At 67.3% G+C, this 22,807-nt stretch carries 20 protein-coding genes and 1 pseudogene; 16 read left to right on the forward strand and 5 right to left on the reverse strand.

All coding sequences use genetic code 11. The annotated features are described in order from the left end of the window. Positions 1–148 precede the first annotated feature (148 nt). The gene (gene polX / locus CFB34_RS10000; protein WP_089442635.1) at positions 149–1,918 is read left to right on the forward strand and encodes a DNA polymerase/3'-5' exonuclease PolX; all 1,770 of its coding nucleotides are present in this window, start codon (positions 149–151) and stop codon (positions 1,916–1,918) included. A gap of 54 nt (positions 1,919–1,972) precedes the next feature. Here polX and ald read toward each other — a convergent pair whose 3' ends face one another. Further along, positions 1,973–3,088 (reverse strand): alanine dehydrogenase, encoded by a 1,116-nt coding sequence (gene ald / locus CFB34_RS10005; RefSeq protein ID WP_069251413.1) that lies wholly within the window; start codon positions 3,086–3,088, stop codon positions 1,973–1,975. A gap of 344 nt (positions 3,089–3,432) precedes the next feature. Between ald and CFB34_RS10010 the strand changes: the two genes are divergently transcribed. Continuing rightward, positions 3,433–3,849, forward strand: a complete 417-nt coding sequence (locus CFB34_RS10010; RefSeq protein WP_089432585.1) for a DUF3995 domain-containing protein — start codon at positions 3,433–3,435, stop codon at positions 3,847–3,849. A gap of 9 nt (positions 3,850–3,858) precedes the next feature. Here CFB34_RS10010 and CFB34_RS10015 read toward each other — a convergent pair whose 3' ends face one another. Next, complete coding sequence (locus tag CFB34_RS10015) at positions 3,859–4,446, reverse strand: RNA 2'-phosphotransferase (RefSeq protein WP_089442634.1); 588 nt, start codon at positions 4,444–4,446, stop codon at positions 3,859–3,861. Positions 4,447–5,048: 602 nt separating this feature from the next. Here CFB34_RS10015 and CFB34_RS10020 point away from each other — a divergent pair. From CFB34_RS10020 to CFB34_RS10035, 4 genes are all read left to right on the forward strand, one after another. Further along, positions 5,049–5,786, forward strand: coding sequence for a gluconate 2-dehydrogenase subunit 3 family protein (locus CFB34_RS10020; RefSeq protein ID WP_089442633.1), 738 nt, complete (start codon positions 5,049–5,051; stop codon positions 5,784–5,786). After that, positions 5,786–7,564: a GMC family oxidoreductase gene (locus tag CFB34_RS10025; protein WP_089427650.1), complete on the forward strand. Its 1,779-nt coding sequence runs from the start codon at positions 5,786–5,788 to the stop codon at positions 7,562–7,564. Before CFB34_RS10020 ends, CFB34_RS10025 begins: the two co-directional genes overlap by 1 nt. Continuing rightward, positions 7,561–8,973 (forward strand): cytochrome c, encoded by a 1,413-nt coding sequence (locus CFB34_RS10030; RefSeq protein WP_089442632.1) that lies wholly within the window; start codon positions 7,561–7,563, stop codon positions 8,971–8,973. The genes CFB34_RS10025 and CFB34_RS10030 overlap by 4 nt, the downstream gene beginning before the upstream one ends. Positions 8,974–9,182: 209 nt before the next feature. Then, positions 9,183–10,901, forward strand: a complete 1,719-nt coding sequence (locus tag CFB34_RS10035) for a cation:proton antiporter (protein ID WP_089442631.1) — start codon at positions 9,183–9,185, stop codon at positions 10,899–10,901. Positions 10,902–11,122: 221 nt separating this feature from the next. Here CFB34_RS10035 and CFB34_RS10040 read toward each other — a convergent pair whose 3' ends face one another. Next, positions 11,123–13,021 carry a penicillin-binding protein 2 gene (locus CFB34_RS10040; RefSeq protein WP_089442630.1) on the reverse strand — a complete coding sequence of 633 codons (1,899 nt, stop codon included), beginning with the start codon at positions 13,019–13,021 and terminating at the stop codon, positions 11,123–11,125. Between the two features lie 89 nt (positions 13,022–13,110). Between CFB34_RS10040 and CFB34_RS10045 the strand changes: the two genes are divergently transcribed. After that, entirely contained in the window at positions 13,111–13,395 is a 285-nt protein-coding gene (locus CFB34_RS10045; protein ID WP_143329507.1) for a hypothetical protein, read from the forward strand. 46 nt (positions 13,396–13,441) lie between these two features. Here CFB34_RS10045 and CFB34_RS10050 read toward each other — a convergent pair whose 3' ends face one another. Beyond that, positions 13,442–13,786 (reverse strand): DUF3564 family protein, encoded by a 345-nt coding sequence (locus CFB34_RS10050; RefSeq protein ID WP_089442629.1) that lies wholly within the window; start codon positions 13,784–13,786, stop codon positions 13,442–13,444. A 638-nt stretch (positions 13,787–14,424) separates the two neighbouring features. On the opposite strand from CFB34_RS10050, the gene CFB34_RS10055 reads away from it, so the two are divergent. Further along, on the forward strand, positions 14,425–15,636 hold the full coding sequence (locus CFB34_RS10055; RefSeq protein ID WP_089442628.1) for an SDR family oxidoreductase: 1,212 nt from the start codon (positions 14,425–14,427) through the stop codon (positions 15,634–15,636). 55 nt (positions 15,637–15,691) lie between these two features. On the opposite strand, the gene hpaR is transcribed toward CFB34_RS10055, so the two are convergent. Further along, the gene (gene hpaR / locus CFB34_RS10060) at positions 15,692–16,132 is read right to left on the reverse strand and encodes a homoprotocatechuate degradation operon regulator HpaR (RefSeq protein ID WP_039356885.1); all 441 of its coding nucleotides are present in this window, start codon (positions 16,130–16,132) and stop codon (positions 15,692–15,694) included. A gap of 152 nt (positions 16,133–16,284) precedes the next feature. Here hpaR and CFB34_RS10065 point away from each other — a divergent pair, with 152 nt between their 5' ends. The 8 genes and pseudogenes from CFB34_RS10065 to CFB34_RS10100 all read left to right on the forward strand — a co-directional run bounded on the left by CFB34_RS10065 (position 16,285) and on the right by CFB34_RS10100 (position 22,723). Then, positions 16,285–16,974, forward strand: a complete 690-nt coding sequence (locus CFB34_RS10065) for a fumarylacetoacetate hydrolase family protein (protein WP_089442627.1) — start codon at positions 16,285–16,287, stop codon at positions 16,972–16,974. Next, on the forward strand, positions 16,971–17,735 hold the full coding sequence (locus tag CFB34_RS10070; RefSeq protein WP_089442626.1) for a fumarylacetoacetate hydrolase family protein: 765 nt from the start codon (positions 16,971–16,973) through the stop codon (positions 17,733–17,735). Before CFB34_RS10065 ends, CFB34_RS10070 begins: the two co-directional genes overlap by 4 nt. A 22-nt stretch (positions 17,736–17,757) precedes the next feature. Next, positions 17,758–19,221 (forward strand): 5-carboxymethyl-2-hydroxymuconate semialdehyde dehydrogenase, encoded by a 1,464-nt coding sequence (gene hpaE / locus CFB34_RS10075; protein WP_089442625.1) that lies wholly within the window; start codon positions 17,758–17,760, stop codon positions 19,219–19,221. Between the two features lie 160 nt (positions 19,222–19,381). Beyond that, entirely contained in the window at positions 19,382–20,230 is an 849-nt protein-coding gene (hpaD, locus tag CFB34_RS10080) for a 3,4-dihydroxyphenylacetate 2,3-dioxygenase (protein WP_089442624.1), read from the forward strand. Positions 20,231–20,263: 33 nt separating this feature from the next. Then, positions 20,264–20,656, forward strand: a complete 393-nt coding sequence (locus CFB34_RS10085) for a 5-carboxymethyl-2-hydroxymuconate Delta-isomerase (protein ID WP_089442623.1) — start codon at positions 20,264–20,266, stop codon at positions 20,654–20,656. A gap of 20 nt (positions 20,657–20,676) precedes the next feature. Further along, positions 20,677–21,480, forward strand: a complete 804-nt coding sequence (gene hpaH / locus CFB34_RS10090; RefSeq protein WP_089442622.1) for a 2-oxo-hept-4-ene-1,7-dioate hydratase — start codon at positions 20,677–20,679, stop codon at positions 21,478–21,480. 12 nt (positions 21,481–21,492) lie between these two features. Beyond that, entirely contained in the window at positions 21,493–22,299 is an 807-nt protein-coding gene (hpaI, locus tag CFB34_RS10095; protein WP_089442621.1) for a 4-hydroxy-2-oxoheptanedioate aldolase, read from the forward strand. Positions 22,300–22,330: 31 nt separating this feature from the next. Continuing rightward, positions 22,331–22,723, forward strand: a pseudogene (locus CFB34_RS10100) (DNA-binding protein). Positions 22,724–22,807: the final 84 nt, after the last annotated feature.

The raw sequence follows: 22,807 nt of genomic DNA on the forward strand, positions 1-22,807 counted from the left end.
ATCGTCGCCATCACGGCGCTGCACGCGCGGCGCGGCCGGCGTACGATGATGAACGGGCGCCCGGCGGCGTCAGCATGCGGCGCCGGGCGGGCAGACGCCGTCGCGCACGCGTGCGGCGCCATCCACGTGGAAGGGAGCCACGCCGATCATGCCGATCCACAATGCCGGGTGTGCGGCCGTGTTCGCCGAGATCGCCGACATGCTCGAGATCCAGGGCGCCAATCCGTTCCGGGTGCGTGCCTATCGCAACGCAGCACGGACGATTGCCGACTACGGGCGCGATATCCCGACGATGATCGCGAACGGCGACGATCTCGGAAAGATTCCGTCGATCGGGCCCGATCTCGCGTCGAAGCTGCGCGAGATCGCCGCGACCGGCACCTGCGAACTTCAGCAGACGCTGCGCCACGCGCTGCCGGGTGCGATCGTCGAACTGCTCGACGTGCCGGGGCTCGGCGCGAAGCGCGTGAAGGCGCTCCATGACGCACTGCATGTCGATTCGCTCGAGCAGCTTCGCGCGGAAGCGAAGAGCGGGCACGTGCGCGAGTTGCCGGGCTTCGGCGCGAAAACCGAAGCGCATCTGCTCGAAGCGATCGACGACCGGCTGAAGCGCGAACCCCAACGTTTCCTGCTGCCGGATGCGGCGCACTCGCTGCAGCCGCTGCTCGAACGCCTGCGTGCGATCGCGGGCGTCGGCAAGGCCGTGCCGGCCGGCAGTTTCCGCCGCCGCCGCGAGACGGTCGGCGATCTCGACATCCTCGTCACCGCACGTGATCCGGTGGCCGTCGCCGACGCGTTCGTCGGCTATGGCGAGGTCGCGCGCGTGCTCGCGCACGGCAAGACGAAGTCGAGTGTCGTGCTCGCCAGCGGATTGCAGGTCGACCTGCGCGTCGTCGATGCCGATGCGTTCGGCGCGGCGCTCGTCTATTTCACCGGATCGAAGGCGCACAACATCGCGTTGCGCAGGATCGCGCAGGCCGGCGGGCTGAAGATCAACGAATACGGCGTGTTTCGCGGCGACGAACGGATTGCCGGCGCGACCGAGGCGTCGGTCTACGCGGCGATCGGGTTGCACGACGTGCCGCCCGAGTTGCGCGAGGATCGCGGCGAGATCGACGCCGCGCGTGCGGGCACGCTGCCCGCACTGGTCGAGCGCAAGCACGTGCGCGGCGACCTGCATGCGCATACCGATGCGTCAGCCGGCCGCGACAGCCTGCGTGCGATGGCCGATGCGGCACGCGCACGCGGGTTCGCGTACCTGGCCATCACCGACCGGGCGCCGCATGCCGGCGGCAGCCGCAGCGACTTCGACTGGCTTGCCCGGCAGCTGGACGAGATCGATCGTCTCAACGCGTCGTTCGACGATTTGGTGCTGCTCAAGGGCGTGGAGGCCGGCATTCGGGAGGACGGCAGCCTCGACGTGCCCGACGCGATGCTCGGCCGGCTCGATCTCGTGGTCGGCGCGGTACGCGACGGCTTCGACCTGTCGCGCGATGCACAGACCGCGCGCATGCTGCGTGCGATGGACCATCCGCATTTCACGATTCTCGCGCACCCGACGGGCCGCGTGCTCGGCGAGCACGATGCTTGCGAACTCGACGTGCCGCGCGTGATCGCGCACGCCGCGGCGCGCGGTTGCTTCGTCGAACTCGATGCGCAGCCGCGGCGGCTCGACCTGCCGGACGTCTGGTGCCGCGAAGCCGCGAAGGCCGGCGTGCTGGTGGCAATCGGCTCGGATGCGTGCAGTGCGGACGAACTCGACAATCTGGCGTACGGCGTCGATCAGGCGCGACGCGGCTGGCTTGCGCGGCCCGACGTGCTGAACACGCGCACGCTCGCGCAATTGAGGCCGCTGCTGGCACGCACGATGGGAGCGGGCGGCGCGTCGAAGCGCAGCGGCGGCGCGAAGGGCGCGTGAACGCAGCCGCTGGCGCGTGCCGTCAGCGGCCGGCTGGTCATGATTGCGGTCACGTCATGCCAGTACGCCGGCCGCCGGCACATAGGGCAGGCCGAGCGCCAGCGCGACGGCTTCGTACGTGATGTGTCCGTCGCATACGTTCAGGCCTGCGCGCAGATGCGGATCGTCGATCATCGCCTGCTTCCAGCCCTTGTCGGCGAGCGCGAGCGCATGGGTGAGCGTCGCGTTGTTCAGCGCGAAGGTCGACGTGCGCGCGACCGCGCCGGGCATGTTCGCGACGCAGTAGTGCACGACGCCGTCGACGACGAAGGTCGGGGCCGCGTGCGTCGTCGCATGCGAGGTCTCGAAGCATCCACCCTGGTCGATCGCGACGTCGACGACGACCGCTCCCGTGCGCATCGTCGCGATCATGTCGCGCGTGACGAGCCGCGGCGCCGATGCGCCCGGCACGAGCACGGCGCCGATCACGACGTCGGCATCGCGCACGGCTTCGTCGATCGTGTGTGCATTCGAGCAGACGGTCGCGATCCGGTTGGCGAAGACGAGGTCGAGCTGGCGCAGCCGGTTCACGTTGGTATCGAGCACGGTGACGCGTGCGCCGAGGCCGACCGCCATCTGCAGTGCGCCGGTGCCCACCACGCCCGCGCCGAGCACGACGACATGCGCGGCCGGCACGCCGGGCACCCCGGCCATCAGCAGGCCACGCCCGCCGCGCGGGCTTTCGAGATGGGTCGCCGCGACCTGGATCGACATGCGCCCGGCCACCTCGCTCATCGGTGCGAGCAGCGGCAGGCCACCACCGGGGCCCGTCACGGTTTCGTACGCGATGCAGACGGCGCCGGACTTCACGAGCGCGGCCGCCTGGTCGGGATCGGGCGCGAGATGCAGGTACGTGTAGAGGATCTGGCCGCGTCGCAGCATCGCGCATTCCGCCGGCTGCGGCTCCTTGACCTTGATGATCATGTCGGCGCGCGCGAAGACTTCGTCGGCGCCGTCGCAGAGCGATGCGCCCGCGGCCGTGTAGTCGTTGTCGAGCAGGCCGATCGCCGTGCCCGCGCCGCGCTGCACCAACACGCGATGGCCGTGCCGCGTCAGTTCGCGCGCGCCGGCCGGCGTGAGGCCCACGCGATATTCGTGGTTCTTGATCTCTTTCGGCACACCGATCAGCATGAGTCGCCTCCATGGCCTTCGTTATTGTTGTCGTGCAGGTGCGCCACGCGGCGAACGGTGCACGTGCGGCCGATCGCGCAGGGGCGTATCGGCGCAGGACTGGAATATCAGGGTAGTAGTGCGCGGAGGGAAGTCAAGCGGCCGTGCCGCGCGTACCGGCGCGCGCACTGCATCGCAACATGCGCGGTTCTGGGTGGCGGGTGGCAGGTTGCGACCGGAGGTCGCAATGCACGTGTTGCGGGGTTTCGGTATCGTCACACGTGTCGCGGACCGGGGCCGCGTGCCGAAACCTTGCCGGCGACACATCGAGATAACGAGACAACGACACGAGGACATCGACTGACATGACCGGAGCGTATTTCAGCGTGCCGACGCTTTGCGCAATCGCGCTCGTTCACGTCTACTGGGCGTTGGGCGGGCGGCGCGGCAAGGGGGCGGCCATTCCGGAGCAGGACGGCGAGCCGCTATTGCGGCCGACCGCCATCGGCACGCTCGCGGTCGCGGTGGCGTTACTGGGCGGCGCGTGCGTGGTTGCCGCGCGTGCCGGCTGGCTGGGGCCGAACGCGTATCCCGGTACGATCTCGTTCGCGGTCGTTGCGTTCGCACTGATCTTCGCGGTGCGGGCCGTCGGCGATTTCCGTTACGTCGGCTTCTTCAAGCGGATTCGCGGGTCGCGTTTCGCACGCATGGACACGCTGTATTACTCGCCGCTTTGCGCGGCGCTGGCGCTGTCCATCGCGTCGATGTTCTGGCCGTGGTGAGCGCGCGTCTCAGCGCGCGGGCCCGTCGATCTCTTTAAGGCATTCCGCCGGCACGGTGTCGGTCAGCCATACGCCGTTTTCCGCGACGAAGAACGTGTGGCCTTGCCGATGCATGCGCAGCGCATCGACTTCGAGTACCGCAGGCACGCCGTAGCGCGTGCCGACGGCCAGCGCCGTCCGGATATCCGGCGACAGATGCACGTGATGACGGGCGCCGGGTTTCAGCCCTTGGACCCGAATCGAATCCAGGAAGCGCGTCGCCGTGCCGTGATACAGGCGCTCGGGCGGCTGCGCGGTGGGATAGCGGCGCTGCACGACGGGCGTCGAATGGCCTTGGACCGCACGGATGCGACGGCCGTCGTCGGAAAGGGCGAAGCGCTGCTTGTCGTTGGTCGCGCAGACGGTTTCGAGCGTCGCACGATCGAGGTGGAGCCCATGGCGGGCAACGCCGGTAAGCAGTGCGTCGATATCGGCCCAGCCTTCCGGGTCGAGTTGCAGCCCGATCGACTGCGGTGCGTGGCGCAGCAGGTAGCTGAGATATCGGCTGATGCCGGTCGCGTCGGTCGCCGGCAGTTCATTCTTCTGGTGTGGTTTCATCAGACGCGGAGGCTACCAGAGCACCACGCAAAAGGGCACGCCCCGGTACCCCGCGTGGCTGGAAAGAGACAACCTTTGGCGCCGCTCGCCACACGACAATCGTCGACCTGACGCCCCTCATCAGTCGGCGTTCACGCGATCCTTGCCGATTCCGACTCCCGGATTTTTCAATTGTTGCGATTTTCGATGCATTGAATTGCACTGATACGACACTCATTGGAACCGGTTCCATCTATAATTCGCGGCACTTGTCGCCGGACCCGCAAGAGGGTCGTGCACGTCGCGCTTGCTGTCGGCAAATGCGGCGTCTAAGTTGAATGAGGGTCGTGAGCGATGAGGGGCAGATGCGGGTAGATGCCTGCATTTGTCAGACGATAAGGCTCGCGAAGAAGCCGATCCGTGCAGCGCAACCTGAATTGGCGCGATGCGCGGCTGCATGAAGGCACTGCCGTGCATGGCACGGGCGGCGCCTGCAGCGAGGTTGTTCGCAACAGATGAAAGAACAGGACGGCCAGCCGCATGCGGCATGGCTGCCATGCCGGGCATGTCGCATGCGGAGTGCGCGCGTCCGGGCCCCGATCCCCAACGATCAACATCCGACCATGTCCACGCCACCTGACAAACCCAACTCGCGCCGCCGTTTCCTGCGCACGTCGGTCGCGCTCGTGCCGATCGCGTCGGTCGCCGGCTGCGACCTGCGTTCGTCGTCGCCTTCCGCGACGACCGGCAACGCGCCCGGTGCATCGGCCAACGCCGAACGCGCGCCGTACAAGCCGACCTTCTTCGATGCGAAGGAATGGGCGTTCGTCCAGGCCGCCGTCGACCGGCTGATTCCGGCCGACGCCGAAGGCCCCGGCGCGCTCGAATCGGGCGTGCCCGAATTCATCGACCGCCAGATGGAGACGCCGTATGCGCACGGCGCGACCTGGTACATGCAGGGGCCGTTCCAGCAAGGCGTGCCCGAGCTCGGCTACCAGCTGAAGCTGGTGCCGCGCGACATCTACCGGCTCGGTATCGCGGCGGTCAACCGTTATTGCGAGAAGACCCACGGCAAGGCGTTCGCGGATCTCGACGCGTCGACGCGCGATACCGTGCTCGGCGCGCTGGAGAAGGGCGGCGCGCAGATCGACGACGTGCCGCCCGGCGTGTTCTTCGGTCAGTTGCTGCAGAACACGCGCGAAGGCTACTTCTGCGATCCGGTGCATGGCGGCAATCACGACATGGCCGCGTGGAAGATGATCGGCTTTCCGGGCGCGCGCGCGGACTTCATGGATTTCGTCAACCAGAACGGCAAGTCGTATCCGTACGGCCCCGTCTCGATCAACGGGGAGCGCAGCTGATGGCCGCAGAGAAAAAACCGCATGTCGATGCGGTGATCGTCGGCTTCGGCTGGACCGGCGCGATTCTCGCGAAGGAACTGACCGAAGCGGGCCTGAACGTGGTCGCGCTCGAGCGCGGCGAGTATCGCGACACCTATCCGGACGGCGCGTATCCGAACACGATCGACGAGCTGACCTACAACATCCGCAAGAAGCTGTTCCTCGACCTGTCGAAGACGACCGTGTCGATCCGCCACGGCCTGCAGGACACCGCGCTGCCGTACCGGCAACTCGCCGCGTTCCTGCCGGGCGAAGGCGTGGGCGGCGCGGGGCTGCACTGGTCGGGCGTGCATTTCCGGATCACGCCGGAAGAGCTGCGCCTGCGCAGCCACTATGAAGAGCGCTACGGCAAGAAGTTCATCCCCGAAGGGATGACGATCCAGGACACGGGCGTGACCTACGAGGAACTCGAGCCGCATTTCGACTTCGCCGAGAAGGTGTTCGGCACGTCGGGGCAGGCGTACAAGGTCGGCGGCAAGGTGGTCGGCGACGGCAACGTGTTCGAAGCGAACCGCAGCGACAACTTCCCGCTGCCCGCGCAGCTCAACACGTATTCGGCGCAGCGCTTCTCCGATGCCGCCAAGTCGCTCGGCCTGCATCCGTACCGGCTGCCGTCGGCGAACACGTCCGGGCCGTACACGAACCCGTACGGCGTGCAGATGGGCCCGTGCAACTTCTGCGGCTACTGCAGCGGCTACGCGTGCTACATGTACTCGAAGGCGTCGCCGAACCTGAACATCCTGCCCGCGCTGAAGCAGGCGCCGAACTTCGAGCTGCGCTCGAAGTGCCACGTGCTGCGCGTCGACCTCGACGATACGAAGAAACGCGCGACGGGCGTGACCTACGTCGACCCGGCCGGGCGCGAAGTGCACCAGCCGGCCGATCTCGTGATCGTGGCCGCGTTCCAGTACCACAACGTGCACCTGCTGCTGCTGTCGGGCATCGGCAAGCCGTACGACCCGATCTCGGGCGAAGGCGTCGTGGGCCGCAATTTCGCGTACCAGAACCTGTCGACGATCAAGGCGTTCTTCGACAAGGACACCTACACGAATCCGTTCATCGGCGCGGGCGGCAACGGCGTCGCGGTGGACGATTTCAACGCGGACAACTTCGACCACGGCCCGCTCGGCTTCGTCGGCGGCTCGCCGCTGTGGGTGAACCAGGCGGGCGTGAAGCCGATCAGCGGCATCGCGACGCCGCCCGGTACGCCGCAGTGGGGCTCGGCGTGGAAGAAGGCGGTCAAGGACAACTACGCGCATACGATCTCGATGGACGCGCACGGCACCAACATGTCGTACCGCGACGTCTACCTCGACCTCGATCCGACCTATCGCGATTCGTACGGCCAGCCGTTGCTGCGGATGACGTTCGACTGGAAGGACAACGACATCAAGATGGCGCAGTACGTGACCGGGCAGATGAAGAAGATCGCGGAGGCGATGGGGCCGAAGGCGATCAGCGTGTCGACGCGCGAGTTCGGCAAGCACTTCGATTCGCGCGCGTACCAGACGACTCACCTCGTCGGCGGCGCGATCATGGGCACCGACCCGAAGACGAGCGTGCTGAACCGCTACCTGCAGTGCTGGGACGTGCACAACGTGTTCGTGATGGGCGCATCGGCGCTGCCGCAGGGCATCGGCTACAACCCGACCGGGATCATCGCGGCGCTGGCCTACTGGTCGGCACGTGCGATCCGCGAGCAATACCTGAAAAATCCCGCCCCGCTGGTGACCGCATGAAGAGGACGATGAACCACAACGTCGCGCGCCGGATGTCGCGCGCGCTGGCGGCCGTTGCGGCCTGGGCCGCGTTCGGCTTGGCGGGCACGGCGGCGTTCGCGCAGCCCGCCACTCCCGCGGCGGCTTCCGGCCCGGCGGCTGCACCCGCGGCCCAATCCGCCGACGCGGCCCTGATCAAGCGCGGCGAATATCTCGCGCGGGCAGGCGACTGCATCGCGTGCCACACCGCGAGCGGCGGCAAGCCGTTCGCGGGCGGGCTGAAATTCGACACGCCGATCGGCGGGATCTACTCGACGAACATCACGCCGGACCCGAAAACGGGCCTGGGCGGCTGGACCGTCGAGGACTTCACGCGTGCGGTGCGCGAAGGCGTGCGCAAGAACGGCGACACGATGTATCCGGCCATGCCGTTCCCGTCCTACGCGCGCCTGACCGACGACGACATGAAGGCGCTGTACGCGTACTTCATGCACGGCGTCGCGCCCGTCGAGCACGAGAACCGCGCGGTCGACATCGTGTGGCCGCTGTCGATGCGCTGGCCGCTCGGGATCTGGCGCAAGATGTTCGCGCCGACGCCGAAGCCGTTCGACGCCGCGCCGTACACCGATCCGGTGGTCGCGCGCGGGGCGTATCTCGTGCAGGGTCTCGGTCACTGCGGCGCATGCCATACGCCGCGCGCGCCGACGATGCAGGAGCGCGGGCTGACCGACGCGGATGGCCCGGACTTCCTGGCCGGCGGCGCGGCGATCGACGGCTGGGTGCCGACGAGCCTGCGCGGCGAGCCGCGCACGGGCCTCGGCACGTGGACGGAAACCGAGATCGTGCAGTTCCTGAAGACGGGCCGCACGCTGCGCACGGCCGCGTTCGGCGGGATGACGGACGTGGTCGGCCACAGCATGCAGCACATGACCGACGACGACCTGAACGCGATCGCGCGCTACCTGAAGACGCTGCCGCCGCGCGTGCAGGGCGAGCAGCCGCACGTGTACGACGCGGCGGCCGCGAAGGCGCTGCAGACCGGTGACGCGAGCAAGCCGGGCGCGGCCGTCTATCGCGACAACTGCATGGCCTGCCACCGCAGCGACGGCCACGGCTACACGCGCGTGTTCCCGGCGCTGGCTGGCAACCCGGTCGTGCAGGGCGACGATCCGACCTCGCTGATCCACGTCGTGCTGGAGGGCAGCGCGCTGCAGGGTACGCGCACCGCGCCGTCGACGTTCACGATGCCGCCGTTCGGCTGGCGCCTGTCGGACCAGGAAGTCGCGGACGTGTCCAACTTCGTGCGCACGAGCTGGGGCAACACGGGTGCTGCCGTGACGGCCGCGCAGGTCGCGAAGGTGCGCAAGAGCGTGCCTTCGACCCGGCCCGAACCGCCGCCGGGCGCGCGGTTTCCGCAAGCGTCGCGCTGACGGGGCGGCGGGGCGCCGGCCCCGCCTGTCCGATGTGCATCAAGGCGCCGCCGGTTCCGCGCGGCGCCTTTTGTTTCGCCGGGGGTTGCACCCCGCAAAGGCGCGCCAATACGTGAAATTTTCGCGGCGGCGCGCCATTTTTCCGCCTCATCCCTTATCCTTTCGTTCTTGAACCTTACTAAATAGTTACAAGAACTTCGGGAGGGGGGATGCCTCATGACGTCAGCCTGATTGCGTTGCTCGCGGCCGGTTTCGGTCTCGCGATGGTCTTCGGTTATTTCGCGTCGCTGTTGAAAATGCCGCCGCTCGTCGGCTATTTGCTTGCCGGGATCGTGATCGGCCCCGGCACGCCCGGCTTCGTCGGCGACCTGTCGCTCGCGCAGCAGCTCGCCGAAGTCGGCGTGATGCTGCTGATGTTCGGCGTCGGCCTGCATTTCTCGCTCGGCGATCTGCTCGCGGTGCGCAAGATCGCGCTGCCGGGCGCGATCGTCCAGATTACGGTGGCCACGCTGCTCGGCGGCGGGCTCGCGCTCACGTGGGGCTGGAGCGTCGGCGCGGCGCTCGTGTTCGGGCTCGCGCTGTCGGTCGCGAGCACGGTGGTGCTGCTGCGTGCGCTCGAAGGGCGCGGGCTGGTCGAGACGGTCAACGGGCGCATCGCGGTCGGCTGGCTCGTCGTCGAGGATCTCGTGATGGTGCTCGTGCTGGTGCTGCTGCCGCCCGTCGCGGGGCTGCTCGGCGGCACGCCGCCCGGCGACGCGCAGGCGGCCGGCGGCAGCGTGTGGGGCACGCTCGGCGTCACAATGCTGAAGGTCGCGGCGTTCATCGCATTGATGCTGGTGGTCGGCAAGCGCGTGTTTCCGCGCATTCTGTGGCTCGTCGCGCGCACCGGCTCGCGCGAGCTGTTCACGCTGTGCATGATCGCGGCCGCGGTCGGCATCGCGTTCGGCGCGGCGAAGCTGTTCGACGTGTCGTTCGCGCTCGGCGCGTTCTTCGCCGGGATGATGATGCGCGAGTCGGAATTCAGCCGGCGCGCGGCCGACGAGACGCTGCCGCTGCGCGATGCGTTCTCGGTGCTGTTCTTCATCTCGGTCGGGATGCTGTTCGACCCGAAGATCCTGCTCGCGGAGCCGCTGCACGTGATCGAGGTCGCGGCGATCGTGGTGATCGGCAAGACGCTCGCGGCGGTCGCGCTCGTGATCGCGTTCCGCTATCCGCTGAATACCGCGCTGACGGTCGGCGCGGGTCTCGCGCAGATCGGCGAGTTCTCGTTCATCCTCGCCGGGCTCGGCCGTGCGCTGGGACTGCTGTCGGCCGAAGGGCAGAGCCTGATTCTGGCCGTCGCGCTGATCTCGATCGCGATGAACACGCTGCTGTTCGCGATGATCGATCCGGCGCTCGCGTGGATCCGCAAGCATTCGGCGTTCGCGCGCAAGCTCGAGGCACGCGACGATCCGCTCGCCGCGCTGCCGATGTCGACGCCGCAGACGCACCTGACCGGGCAGGTCGTGATCGTCGGCTACGGCAAGGTCGGTACGCGAATCGCGCACGCGCTGGACGAGCGCGGCATCGCGTATGTCGTCGTCGAGCAGAATCGCGAGCTCGTCGAGAAACTGCGTGCGGAAGGTGTCGCGGCCGTGTCGGGCGACGCGATCGAGCCGATCGTGCTCGTGCAGGCGCATATCGCACGCGCCGGGATGCTGGTCGTCACGCTGCCCGACGTGTTCGACGTGCGGCAGATCGTCGAGATCTCGCGCACCTTGAATCCGGCGCTCGAGGTCGTGCTGTGCACGAACAGCGGTGACGAGGCCGCACTGTTGTCGAGCGAGGGGATCGGCACCGTGTTCATGGGCGAGTCCGAACTCGCGCGCGGGATGACCGAGCACGTGCTCGGCAGGATGACGAAGCCGGCCGTCGCAGCGTCGCATTGACGGCGCGCGGCATCGCGCCGCGTACCGGGCAGGGCGCGGCGGCCCGGGCGGGCCGAGGCGCGTAAAAATGGCTGGAGGCGACGGCGGGAACGCTCAAATGATGCGCTGCGTTCCTGGATCGAATGACGGTGCCCGATGACCGGGAAGTCCGAGGCCGTGACGAGGCCGTCGGAGCGTGACGCGCGCGCCGGGACGGCGGCGCGTCGCGCGGGCTGCGCCGATCAACCCGCCGCGGTATTTGCCTGCGCCGGCGCTTTCGATGGCGAGGCAGTCTTCAGTGATGCGGGGGCGTTCGGCGCAGCGGCTGTCTTGGCCTGCATCGCCGCCGCTTTCGGTGCAGCCACCGTCTTTTGCGGCGCAACGGCCTTCGCCGGCGGCGTCTTCTCGGGCTCGACCGGCGCGTCGGGCGGCACGCCGAGCAACTGCAGCGAGCCGCTCGTGACCGACGCGAACACCGGGCCGGCCACCGTGCCGCCGTAATAGCCCTTGCCGCGCGGCTCGTCGATCATCACCGCGACGATCAGGCGCGGGTTGCTCATCGGCGCCATCCCGGCGAACAGCGCGCGGTACTTGCCCTTCGCATAGGTCGCGCCGACCTGCTTGCGCGCGGTACCCGTCTTGCCGCCGATCCGGTAGCCGTCGACGCGCGCGCGGCGCCCCGTGCCGCCTTCGCCAACTGCCATCTCGAGCATCGAGCGGATCGCCGCGGCCGTTTGCGGCGACGTCACGCGGTGGCCGCGATGCGCGTCGATCGTCTGCTGGTCGGTGCCGTTCTTCAGCAGCGACACCGGGTGCAGCGTGCCGTCGCCGGCATAGGCCGTGTAGGTTTGCGCGATCTGCAGCAGCGACATCGACAGGCCGTAGCCGTACGCCATCGTCGCCTGCTCGATCGGCCGCCAGCGCTTGTAGCCGCGCAGCCGGCCCGACGCGACGCCCGGGAACGTGAGTTCCGGTGCGCGGCCGATGCCGTATTCCTGGTATTTGTTCCAGATCGTTTCGGCAGGCAGGTTCAGCGCGAGCTTCGCGAGCGCGACGTTGCTCGACTTCTGCAGCGCCTGCGACACCGTCAGCGACCCGTGATTCGACGTGTCGTGGATCACGGCCGGGCCGATCTTGTAGGTGCCCGGCGACGTGTTGATGATCGTGTTCGGCGTGACCTTGCGCTCGTCGATCGACAGCGCGACGACGAGCGGCTTGATCGTCGAGCCCGGCTCGAACGTGTCGATCACCGCGCGATTGCGCAACTGCTGGCCGGTGAGGCGCGCGCGGTCGTTCGGGTCGAAGGTCGGATAGTTCGCGAGCGCGAGGATTTCGCCGTTCTGCGCGTCGAGCACCACGACGCTGCCGGCCACCGCGTTGTTCTCGAGCACGGCCGACTTGAGCTGGCTGAACGCGAGCTGCTGGATGCGGCGGTCGATCGTCAGTTCGATCGTCGCGCCATGCTGCGCCGGGACGAGCGGACGCGTGTCCGACACGATGCGGCCGAGCCGGTCGCGGATCACCTCGCGCTGCCCGGACGTGCCCACCAGGCGTGCATTCGCGGCGAGTTCGACGCCTTCCTGCCCCTTGTCCTCGACGTTCGTGAAGCCGACCACGTGCGCGGCCGATTCGCCTTCCGGGTAGAAGCGCTTCGAATCGGCGATCTGCGTGATGCCGTCGATCGCGAGCTTGTCGAGCTTGCCCGCGGTGTCCGCGTCGACCTGCCGCTTGAGCAGCACGAACGTCTTGTCGTTGCCGAGGCGCCGCTTGACCTCGACGAGCGGCATGTCGAGCAGCTTCGAGATCTGCGGGTAATCGGTGTCGGCGACCTGCTTCGGATTCGCCCAGATTTCATAGGTCGACAGGCTGACGGCAAGCATCGCACCGTTGCGGTCGACGATGCGCCCGCGCGTCGCGTCGAGCTCGATCGTGCGCTGGTAGCGTTTCTGACCCTGGCCGACGTAGAACTCCTTGTTCGCGACCTGCACCCAGAAGGCGCGGCCGATCAGCGCGGCGAACGCGAGGAACACGATGATCACGATCAGCTTCGAGCGCCACATCGGCAGGCGCGACGCGAGCATCGGATTTTTGGTCGCGGCCGCGTACGGATCGGCGGGGTGGGTCTTCTTTTTCACGCTCATGCAATGGCCGGGTCGGGCCGCCCCTAGGGCGGCGAGTCAGTCTGAATAATGCGATTGTAATAAAGGAGTAAACGCCGTGTGGGGAAAGTATGTTCCGGCCCCGAGAAAATACCGGTATCGGCGCGCTCGCACACCGGGTGAAAAAAGGGGGGAAACGGCGCGGCGGGAGCGGCATCTTCCCGGAGCCGCTGACGATGAAACTCCGGGTGACTCGCGACGTGCAGAACGGAGCAGGGATTTCAGGTATGGATCGAGGCCGATCCTCCGGTGTGCGATCAATTGATCGGCGCGCGGTTATTTCTTTAAACCGTGAAATGAAAAACGCCCCGGAATGGGGCGCCGTTAATGCTGAATATCGAAATGAATATCGCTGAAACCGGAATAAACCCGAAAACCGCAGACGAATTACATCGATAGTTTCTATCGGGCGACGGAAATGAATTCCTGGTATTCCGGTTCGCTCGTGCAACGATCGACAGCCTGCAGTCGCCACGCGCCGGGGTGATTGCCGGCGAGCACCGCGGGGCCCTGTTCGCGCTGCATCGCATCGAACGACAGTCCCTTCAACTGGCACACGGCATTCCCGCCGTCGGCCGCGCAGAGCGCCATGGCGCCCTCGACGTCGCGGACCTTGCCCCAGGTCGGAAGATCCATGCCTTGATGTGCCTCGCGCGACCACAGGCCCTCGTCGGTATCGACCCACAGTACCGCGAACGCGTGCCGGGTTGCCGATTCGCTGCCATTAATCCGAATGGTGAGGCGCATTGTGATCGTCTCCTAAAAAAATGACACATTCGACCGTTTTGACTTGATCAGTCTAGATAGACTGGTGTGAAACGCAAGTGATAATCCGCAATAAATTCATATTGAGTCCATTGCGATTTCAGATGGAACGACGTCTGACGATTCATGGTTATTCCGACCGGGCACCCGCCAACACGCGCGTACCGGCGATCGCCGTGCCGATGGAGGAGGGTCGATCCTCGAGACATGGGATGACATGCGCGCGAGGCGCGTCGATCTGTCGCGCATGACCGGGTCGACCTGGGCGGCACCGCACCGTCGGAGCGCGGGCCGAGCGGATGTTGCGGGATGTTGACGGCGCGCCCGGTACGACACACTCCGACAATCCCATACAAATCGGCACACTTTCACGAAACTTTCGGGACAGACTTGCCTGCGGTCGGGCCCCACACTGGAATCTTCCCGATCCAGTGCCGCGGACGCCCGTCCTCGGCGGCTGCCGCCGCCTCGTGCCAGAGACGCGATCGACGCGATCGCGGGCCGCACGCCCGATCGGGACTGCCGGGGCGCGCGTCAGGCCCCGGCCCGGCCGGTGAGCCGTGCGCAGCCCGCAACCGCGGGCGTCGCGCCGCCCGGCCGACTCTTCGAAGGAGACTATCGTGCTGATCTGGAAAACCGCGTTGTCGCTCAACTGGCGGACGAGCCTCGTGTCGCCGGCCAGCGCACCGGTCGCGGCGGCGAACGTCGGGCGGCTGGTGCTGACCGGCGCAACCGGCTTCATCGGCAGTACCGTGCTGACGGCGCTCGTCAATGCGGGGCTGCTCGAGCGCATCGTCTGCGTCGTGCGGGCGCAGGATCGTGGCCACGCCGTCGCGCGGCTGCGCGAAGCGGCGCTGCGCGCGGGGCTGGCGCCGTACTGGGCGTCGCGCCTGACCGACGCGAACGTGATCGTCGGTGCGCTCGGCGACGTGTGGCAGGGCGCCGACGCGCCGCGCCTCGCCGCCGCGACGCACGTGATTCATTGCGCGGGCCATGCGTCGCCGGCCGACGGCGCGCACCTGCGGGCCGACATCGCCGATGCGGTGCGCTTCGCCGAACGCTTCGCCCGGGCGCCGCGCCTGCAGCGCTTCGTGTACGTCGGCACGGCCTATGCGCATGCGGGCCGCGGCGGGATCGTGCAGGAAGAAGCAGCGGCCGCTGCGGCGAACGACGGCGCGCGCGACGCGGAAGGCCTGCCGGGTGCGGTGCTCGCGGCGGACTACCTGCATGCGAAGGCCGAGACCGAGCAGCGGCTGCGGGCGCTCGGGCTGCCGCTCGTCGTGGTGCGGCCGTCGCATGTGGTCGGCCACACGGTGCTCGGTACACGGCCCGCGCCGAATTCGTTCTGGATGTTCCGGCTCGCGCACGCCGCGCGCCGCTTCACCGCGCGGCCGATGACGCGCATCGACATCGTGTCGGTGGACGACGTGGCGCGTGCGACGATGCTGCTGGCCGTCAAGCCGACGCTCGCGCACGACCTGTATCACGTGTCGGCCGGCGACGAGGCGCCGCAGGTCGCGCAGATCGTGCGCGCGATGGACGAGGCCGCGGGGATGACGGGCGCGCCGCGCTACGCGGCATGTGCGCCGGCCGAGTTGCCGCTCGTGGTGCGCGATGTGCTGGGGCGGACCGATCCGGCACTCGAACGCGTGATCGGCCGGGCACTGCAGCGCTGCGGGGAATTCGCGACGGTCGATCGCGTGTTCGACAATCGCCGCGTGCGCGACGAAATCGATTTCGAACCGTTGCCGTTCCTCGATTACGTCGAGGAATGCATGCGCACGTCGCGCGGCGTGGCCGTGACCGAACTGATGCGCGGCACGGTGCACTGAACGCCCGCGCCGCAGTGGCGCCCGTTTCCGCGGCTGGCGGGAGCGGGCGCCGTTTTCATGTGTTGCCGCCGAGCTCGATGAGCCGGTCGAGCGCGCGATAGATGTCTTCGAGGCCGTCCTGGCCGAACCGCGATTCGAGCTGCCGGTACTGCTCGTCGATTCGCGGACCGATTTCCGTGACCAGTTTCCTGCTTTGCGGTGTCAGGCTGACCAGCAGCCGGCGCTGATCTTCCTGCGCGCGCGTCCGCGTGATCAGGCCGTCGCGCTCCATCCGTTCCAGCACGCCCGTCAGGCTCGGGCTCAGGATGCAGCAGCGCCGCGCGATCTGTCCCGCTTCGAGCGCCTGAGCCGGTTCGCCGTCGAGCACGCGGATGATGCGCCATTGCTGTTCGGTCAGCGCGAATTCCTTGAGAATGGGCCGAAACAGACCCATCAGCGTTTCGCGGGCCTCGAGCAGCAGCATGGCCAGGTTGCGGTGGTCGAGCGTACGGTTCATCGGGGAGAGCAGAGGACGGGGACGCATCAATCTTAACAGCCGCGGGTAGTGAATTTCGCCTATCAGGGTAATCGAGGTTGCCAGCGTTCGATTGTTTACTTAAGATATTAACTATTGACGATGCGCCGCGACGCGCGGCAGGGGAATGACGCATGGAGCTGTCTTGCACGACCGCCGCGGCGCCGCCGTTGCCGGTCGCCATCGGTACCGTCTACGGTGCGCTGCTCAACGAGCGCGCGGCGCTCGACGCGCTCGGCGATGCCGTGAACGCACCGCCTTACGGCCGCCCGCCACAGGCGCCGATCCTGTACATCAAGCCCGCCAACACGCATGCGAGCGACGGCGCGGCCGTCGTCGTGCCGGCCGGCGTCGACGCGCTGGAGATCGGCGCGTCGGTGGCCGTCGTGTTCTCCCGGCGCGCGACGCGCGTGCCGGCCGAACGGGCGCTCGACTACGTGCACGGCTTCACGCTCGCAAGCGACGTGTCGGTGCCGCATCCCGATTACTACCGTCCGGCCGTGCGCTTCAAGTGCCGCGACGGCTTCTGCCCGCTGGGCCCGGCCATCGTGCCGGCCTCTGCGCTGGGCGATGTCGACGCGATCGGCCTGACCGTGCGGATCGATGGCGACGTAGCCGTGTCTGCCTCGACGGCCACGCTGATTCGGCCTGTGCGCGCGCTGATCGCCGACGTGACGGCCTTCATGTCGTTCGACGCGGGCGACGTGCTGTTGCTCGGCGTCGCGGGCGGCGCACCGCGCGCCCGCGCGGGCAGCACGATCGAGATTGCCGCCGCCGGCCTCGGCACGTTGCGGCACACGCTGATCGCGGAGGAAGCACGATGAGGGCGGCGCGCGTGATCTACAACGGCGCACTGCATGCGGCCGAACCGGCCGGCGACGGTGCGATCCGCCTCGATACGGGGTGCGTCGTCGCGGAAGAGCGGGTCGAATGGCTGCCGCCCGTCGCGCCGCGCACGACGTTCGCGCTCGGCCTCAACTACGCCGACCACGCGAAGGAGCTCGCGTTCAAGGCGCCGAGCGAGCCGCTGATCTTCCTGAAGGGGCCGAACACGTTCATCGGTCACCGGTCGCGCACCGTGCGCCCGGCGGATGCCACCCACATGCATTACGAGTGCGAGCTGGCCGTCGTGATCGGCCGGCCCGCGCGCAACGTGAGCCGCGCGCACGCGCTCGACTACGTGGCCGGCTATACGGTCGCGAACGACTACGCGATCCGCGACTATCTCGAGAACTACTACCGTCCGAACCTGCGCGTGAAGAACCGCGACACCTGCACGCCGCTCGGGCCGTGGTTCGTCAGCCGCGACGAGATCGGCGATGCCGGCGACCTGACGCTGCGCACGACGGTGAACGGCCAGGAGACGCAGCGCGGCAGCACGCGCGACATGATCTTCGACGTGCCTGCGCTGATCGAGCACATCAGCGGCTTCATGACGCTCTCGCCGGGCGACCTGATCCTGACCGGCACGCCCGAGGGGCTGGCGGACACGAAGCCGGGCGACGAGGTCGTGACCGAGATCGAAGGGATTGGCCGGCTCGTGAACACGATCGTCGGCGAAGCAGACTACTATCGCGCCGGCTGAGCCGGTCGCCCAAGGAGAGAGCATGACCATCAAGCACTGGATCGACGGCCGTGAAGTCGAGAGCCGCGAGACGTTCACGACGCTGAATCCCGCGACGGGCGAGGTCATCACCGACGTCGCATCGGGCGGCGAGGCCGAAGTCGACGCGGCCGTGCGCGCCGCGAAGGCAGCGTTCCCGAAATGGGCGAACACGCCGGCGAAGGAGCGCGCGAAGCTGATGCTCAAGCTCGGCGAGCTGATCGAGAAGAACGTGCCGATGCTCGCGGCGCTGGAGACGCAGGACACCGGGCTGCCGATCGCTCAGACGAGTAAGCAGCTGATTCCGCGCGCGTCCGAGAACTTCAACTTCTTCGCGGAAGTGTGCGTGCAGATGAACGGCCGCACCTATCCGGTCGACGACCAGATGCTGAACTACACGCTGTACCAGCCGGTCGGCGTGTGTGCGCTGGTGTCGCCGTGGAACGTGCCGTTCATGACCGCGACGTGGAAGACGGCGCCGTGTCTCGCGCTCGGCAACACGGCCGTGCTGAAGATGTCGGAACTGTCGCCGCTGACGGCCGACCAGCTCGGCCGCCTCGCGCTCGAAGCCGGCATTCCGCCCGGCGTGCTCAATGTCGTGCAGGGCTATGGCGCGACGGCCGGCGATGCACTCGTACGCCATCCGGACGTGCGTGCGGTGTCGTTCACCGGCGGCACGGTGACCGGCAAGCGGATCATGGAGCGTGCCGGTCTCAAGAAGTATTCGATGGAACTCGGCGGCAAGTCGCCGGTGCTGATCTTCGACGATGCCGATTTCGACCGCGCGCTCGATGCGTCGCTTTTCACGATCTTCTCGATCAACGGCGAACGCTGCACGGCCGGCTCGCGGATCTTCGTGCAGCGCACGATCTACGACCGCTTCGTGCAGGAATTCGCGCGCCGCGCGAACAACCTGGTGGTCGGCGATCCGTCCGATCCGGCTACGAACCTCGGCGCGATGATCACGCGCCAGCACTGGGAGAAGGTGACGGGCTACATCCGCATCGGCGAGCAGGAAGGCGCGCGCGTGGTCGCGGGCGGCGCGGACAAGCCGGCGGGCATGCCCGACCATCTGCGCAACGGCAACTTCGTGCGGCCGACCGTGCTGGCCGACGTCGACAACCGGATGCGCGTCGCGCAGGAAGAGATCTTCGGGCCGGTCGCGTGCCTGATCCCGTTCGAGGACGAGGAAGAAGGGCTGCGGCTCGCGAACGACACGTCGTACGGGCTTGCCTCGTACATCTGGACGCAGGATGTCGGCAAGGTGCATCGCCTCGCACGCGGCATTGAGGCCGGGATGGTGTTCGTGAACAGCCAGAACGTGCGCGACCTGCGTCAGCCGTTCGGTGGCGTGAAGGAATCGGGCACCGGGCGCGAGGGCGGCGAATACAGTTTCGAGGTGTTCGCGGAGATCAAGAACGTCTGCATTTCGATGGGTTCGCATCATATTCCGCGCTGGGGCGTGTGACGGGCGCGGGACGTCTGGCAGCACCAATGATTTCTTGGCCGGCACGCCGGCCGGGCATGGGACCGGAGTAAGCGCTAAAGCGCTAACTCCGGCCGACCGCGAAGCATGGGACCGGAGTAAGCGCTAAAGCGCTAACTCCGGCCGACAGGAGACTTGAACGATGGGCAAACTGTCCCTCGCCGCAAAGATCACGCATGTGCCGTCGATGTACCTGTCGGAAATGCCCGGCAGGCATCACGGCTGCCGCGAAGCGGCGATCCGCGGCCATCAACTGATCGGCGAGCGTTGCCGCGCGCTCGGTGTCGACACGATCGTCGTGTCGGACGTGCACTGGCTCGTCAACGCCGGCTATCACGTGAACTGCAATGCGCAGTTCTCGGGCACGTACACGAGCAACGAGCTGCCGCATTTCATCCGCGACATGCAGTACGCGTATCCGGGCAACCCGGCGCTCGGCCGGCTCATCGCCGAGACAGCCAGCGAGCGCGGGATCGCGACCCGCGCGCACGAGATCGACAGCCTCGAACTCGAATACGGCACGCTGGTGCCGATGCGCTACATGAACGCCGACCAGCACTTCAAGGTCGTGTCGATCGCCGGCTGGTGCATGTGGCATCAGCTCGACGAAAGCCGCCGCTTCGGCGAGGCGCTGCTCGAAGCGATCGAGAAGAGCGATTCGAACGTCGCGTTCCTCGCGAGCGGTTCGTTGTCACATCGTTTCAACGACAACGGCAGCCCCGAGGAATCGATTCACGAGATCAGCCGCGAATTCTTCCGGCAGGTCGACCTGCGCGTGGTCGAGCTGTGGAAGCAAGGCGATTTCAAGACCTTCTGCGCGATGCTGCCCGAGTACAACACGCATTGCCACGGCGAAGGCGGGATGCACGACACCGCGATGCTGCTCGGCTTGCTCGGCTGGGATCGCTACGACAAGCCTGTCGAGATCGTCACCGACTACTTTGCAAGTTCGGGAACCGGGCAGATCAACGCGATCTTTCCGTTATCCTGAACGCTTCGCCACGCATTCGACAGGAGACCAGCCATGCCCCATATCGTCGTCGAATACACCGCGAACATCCGCGACGACGCACGTATTCCCGTGCTGCTGCGCACGATCAACGCTACGTTGATCGCGCAGGGCGGCGTGTTCCCGACGGGCGGCATCCGCTCGCGCGCGATCGAGCTGCAGGACTATTGCGTGGCCGACGGCACGGAGGACGACGCATTCGTCCACGTGACGCTCAAGATCGGCTCGGGCCGTACCGACGAGCAGAAAAAAGCCGCGTGCGACGCCCTGTTCGACGCGATCAAGGCGCATTTCGCGGAGGCGTACGCGAAACGCTACCTGGCGCTGTCGATGGAACTGACCGAGTTCAGCGAAAGCGGCTCGTACAAGCACAACAACATCCATGCCCGCTACAAGCGGGCCGGCTGAACCCCATTCCCGATCCGACCATGCTCGAACCCGCCATCATCGACCAGCTCGCGCAGCGTCTGCACGACGCCGAGCGCGAGCGCAAGCAGATCCGCCAGATCTCGCTCGACCATCCCGACATCACGATCGACGACGCGTACGCGATCCAGCGCACGTGGGTCGCCCTCAAGCTCGCGGAAGGCCGCGCGCTGAAGGGCCACAAGATCGGCCTGACGTCGAAGGCGATGCAGAACACGTCGCAGATCGACGAGCCCGACTACGGCGCGTTGCTCGACGACATGTTCTTCGCCGACGGCGGCACGATTCCCACCGGCCGCTTCATCGTGCCGCGCGTCGAGGTCGAGCTCGCGTTCGTGCTCGGCAAACGGCTCACCGGCCCGGACTGCACGATCTTCGACGTGTACGACGCGGTCGACTACGTGGTGCCGGCGCTCGAGATCATCGACGCGCGCAGCCAGTCGATCGACCCCGATACGAAGCGGCCACGCAAGGTGTTCGACACGATCGCCGACAACGCGGCGAACGCGGGCGTCGTGATCGGCGGGCGGCCGGTGAAACCGCAGGACGTCGACCTGCGCTGGGTCGCGGCGATCATGTCGCGCAACGGCGTGGTCGAGGAAACGGGCGTCGCGGCTGGCGTGCTGAACCATCCGGCGAATGGGGTTGCGTGGCTCGCGAACCGGCTGGCTCGCTTCGACGTCGCGCTGGAGCCGGGGCAGATCGTGCTCGGCGGTTCGTTCACGCGGCCGTGCGCGGCGCGGCCGGGCGACACGTTTAGCGTCGACTACGGTCCGCTCGGGACGATCCAGTGCTACTTCGAGTGAGGTGAACGAGCGATGCAGATTCCTTCGAATGTCTTCAAGGCGGCGCTCGCGCGTGGCGACGCGCAGATCGGGCTGTGGCTCGGACTCGCGAATCCGTACAGCGCCGAAGTGGTTGCGGGCGCCGGTTTCGACTGGCTGCTGATCGACGGCGAGCATGCGCCGAACACGGTGCCGACGATCCTCGCGCAACTGCAGGCGATCGCGCCGTATCCGTCGCAGCCGGTCGTGCGCGTGCCGTGGAACGATCCGGTGATCGTCAAGCAGGTGCTCGACCTCGGGGCGCAGACGTTGCTCGTGCCGATGGTGCAGAGTGCCGACGAGGCGCGCGCGGCGGTGGCGGCGACGCGTTATCCGCCGCATGGCATTCGTGGTGTCGGCAGTGCGCTGGCGCGTGCGTCGCGGTGGAATCGCGTCGGTGACTACCTGCATCGCGCGAACGACGAGATGGCCGTGCTCGTGCAGGTCGAGACGCGGGCGGGGCTCGACGCGATCGATGCGATTGCGCCGGTCGAAGGTGTGGACGGCGTGTTCATCGGACCGGCGGATCTGGCGGCCGATCTCGGGCATCTCGGCAATCCGGGGCATCCGGACGTGCGGGCGGCGATCGATGGTGCGATCCGGACAATCAAGGCGGCCGGCAAGGCGCCGGGGATTTTGAGCGCCGATGAGGCGGCCGCGCGGCGCTATCTGGAGGCGGGGGCGTTGTTTGTTGCGGTCGGGGTGGATACGACGCTGCTGGCGAGGGGCGCGGAGCGGTTGGCTGCGTTGTTCAAGGGGAAGGGGGAAGAGGCCGTGAAGAAGGGGGATGGGACGTATTGAGTCAAGCGGGATCTTGCCCGTCGAGCGCGGGATGCAGTCGACTGACGAAAGGCCGCGCATGCCGGCGGCTTATCTCGCAACGCGAACCGATTTTCAGGCCATTCAGATCTTCGATGACGGAATCGCGCGCATCCGGTTGAGCTTCCGACGCCTGCTTTGGGTCTTATGGTGAACATCGTCGCGGAGTTGGCCGACCGCAACGCGGTCAAGGTGTACCCATTCATGCGGAATTGACGATTCAGGAAGCGGCAAAATTTCTCAATCCGTCTCGTCCCCACCTGGTCACGCCGCTTGAACCGGATGCGTTGCCATAGTCAAACATCGGCGCATACGCTATTCCGATTTGATGCATCACAAGGCAGAGCGCGGTCAGGCGAGTGCCGACGCACGGGGGGCTCAGGCGTTGCGGATGGTCTACGAATGAAAAGTTCGCCGTTTGCAGTTGTCTACAATGGTCGGGAAGGATTTCGTTCGACTATCGGGTCCGGCATGGGCACGCGCGACAAGT

Source organism: Burkholderia sp. HI4860 (assembly GCF_002223045.2).
Taxonomy (GTDB): domain Bacteria; phylum Pseudomonadota; class Gammaproteobacteria; order Burkholderiales; family Burkholderiaceae; genus Burkholderia.